The following is a 459-nucleotide window of genomic DNA, read 5'->3' as shown; positions in this document are numbered from 1 at the left end:
GCTGAGGAGCTCCCCGTGCCCACCCGCACCGCCGTCGTCGGCTCCCGCGTCGGGCTGCACGCCCGCCCGGCCTCGCTGCTGGTGCAGGCCGTCACCGCCAGCGGTCTGCCGGTGACCCTCTCGCTGGGGGACCGGGGTCCCGTCGACGCGCGCAGCATCCTGCTGGTCATGGGGCTCGGCGCGCGCCACGGCGATCGGGTCGTGCTGTCCCTCGACGACACCGGCGCCGGGGCCGACGCCGTCCTGGAGCGGCTCGCGGCGCTCGTCGAGACCGACCACGACGCGCTCGCGTGAGCGCGCCCGCCGCCCGTCCCGGCGCGGTCCTGAGCGGGGTGGGCGTGGGCACCGGTGCCGCCGTGGGCACCGCAGTCCTCCTCGCCCCGCCCGCGCGCCCGCCCGCGCACGAGCCGGCCCCGGCCGACGCGGCCGCGGCGGGCGCGCGGGCGGGGCGAGGAGGAC

1 protein-coding gene is annotated in these 459 nt (G+C 81.0%); it reads left to right on the top strand.

The window, feature by feature from the left end; all coding sequences use genetic code 11:
• The first annotated feature begins 15 nt into the window (after positions 1-15).
• Complete coding sequence (locus tag GTQ99_RS23985; protein WP_166618113.1) at positions 16-294, top strand: HPr family phosphocarrier protein; 279 nt, start codon at positions 16-18, stop codon at positions 292-294.
• The last annotated feature ends 165 nt before the right edge of the window (positions 295-459 follow it).

Origin of the sequence: Kineococcus vitellinus (assembly GCF_009906315.1) — a bacterium.
Taxonomy (GTDB): Bacteria; Actinomycetota; Actinomycetes; order Actinomycetales; family Kineococcaceae; genus Kineococcus; species Kineococcus vitellinus.
Note: the sequence above shows the minus strand (reverse complement) of the source record. Positions and strands in the feature narration are given on the sequence as shown.